This is a genomic window from Sphingobium wenxiniae (genome assembly GCF_007830065.1).
Lineage (GTDB): Bacteria > Pseudomonadota > Alphaproteobacteria > Sphingomonadales > Sphingomonadaceae > Sphingobium > Sphingobium wenxiniae.
Genome location: NZ_VLKK01000073.1, coordinates 1 through 1,442 on the forward strand (window position 1 = coordinate 1; position 1,442 = coordinate 1,442).

Annotated in this window: 1 protein-coding gene and 1 pseudogene; both read right to left on the reverse strand. The window is 59.0% G+C overall.

What is annotated here, in order from left to right; translation table 11 throughout:
* Positions 1-95: 95 nt before the first annotated feature.
* A pseudogene (locus tag IQ35_RS20875) lies at positions 96-544 on the reverse strand (transposase); the annotation flags it as partial.
* A 111-nt stretch (positions 545-655) separates the two neighbouring features.
* Positions 656-1,336 carry a M48 family metallopeptidase gene (locus IQ35_RS20880; protein WP_158636738.1) on the reverse strand — a complete coding sequence of 227 codons (681 nt, stop codon included), beginning with the start codon at positions 1,334-1,336 and terminating at the stop codon, positions 656-658.
* Positions 1,337-1,442: the final 106 nt, after the last annotated feature.

Below are 1,442 nucleotides of genomic sequence, written 5' to 3' on the forward strand. Positions count from 1 at the left end.
CCACTGGCCGGCCGTTCCTGCCTCTCTCAAGCGCAACTGAAAGACGATAGCCGCCATAGTCTCGATCCGGCTGCGTCAATGAAACCCCTGAATCTCATCTGGCGGCTGCCATACCAAGGCATGTCCAGGTATGTCGCATCGGTCTGCGGAACCGGCGTGTAGTAATAGGATGATCGGCTGATCGACAGTAGTCCACACTGCGCCCAGATCGATAGGCGGTGGTGCGAAGGCTCGATCATCGATCGCTTTCGGTCCACGCTCATCGATCGAAGGCTTTGCCTAAAAAATCCCGCTCCACGACCAATTGACCGATCTTGGCGTGCAGCTTCTCCACTTCCCCCTCGCTGGAGGCTCTGGCCGCATCGCCCGCCCCGGAGAACGTCGTTGCCATTCCCTCAACAGCCTGGCGCTGCCACGACGCGATCATCCTGTGGTGAATGCCATGCTTCGCCGCCAGCTCGGCCAGCGTCAGATCCCCACGGATCGCCTCCAGCGCTACCTCCGCCTTGAACTCCGCGCTGTAGCGCTTTCTCGTCGTCTTCATTCCCGTCCTTCCTCAGGTCGGGATTAGCTTAACAACCTGTCCAAATTTCCCGCACCACCTCACATTACGAGCGAGCAGCAACGCGCTGAATGAAGAGCAATGCCGTGACGGTCAGCGCCTTTTCTCCAGTAGAGCCTGCCAGTTTCCGTCGAGCGGCCGGTTGCGCGCGGTTAGGATGGCAGGTCGGCGCGGGCTTTCTGGTTCCAGTTCGGCGATCGCGCGCTCCATAGTGGCCACGCGATCCTTCCAGGCGGGGTGCGAGCGGCTGCGCAATATGCCCGCACCATGCACAGGGCCGAACGCGCGCCAGAAAAGCAGGGCGATTTTTGGATCATATCCCGCATTGGCAAGGAGTGACACAGACAAAATGTCCGCTTCTATTTCAGTCTGCCGAAAATAACGAACATTGCGGCCGACACCTGACAATAGGCCGTAATTTACGCCTTTTGCCTCGAGCCGCTCGCGGTGCCGCAAGATATTATGTGCCAGTTCATGGGCTATCGGCACAGTGACCCATTCAGGATAATCCGCAAAGAAGCGACTGCCTATTTGCACTATCTCACCATCTGCCTGAGCGACAAAATCAGAGCCCAGCACCACCTCAAACCGGGAACGGCATGCTGGGGCCGGAATGACGATGCGCTCTTGGTCGACCCCATCACGACGCATGTGGAGCACCTGCGGACGGTCTGCGGGGAGCGCCATGATCTGGCGCGTCGCATTGATAAGCGCGGCAGTGCTCGCCTTGGCTTCAGGATCGACGGGACTGAAACGCCTTTGTCCCACGCCCAACAATGTATCATCGGCTCTGTTGCAAAGATTGGCGGCAGTCAGAGGTAGGCTGTCGCTCTGCGCCGATCAGGCGGCTGCTGCGAAATGGTGGTTGAGCATGCCCATG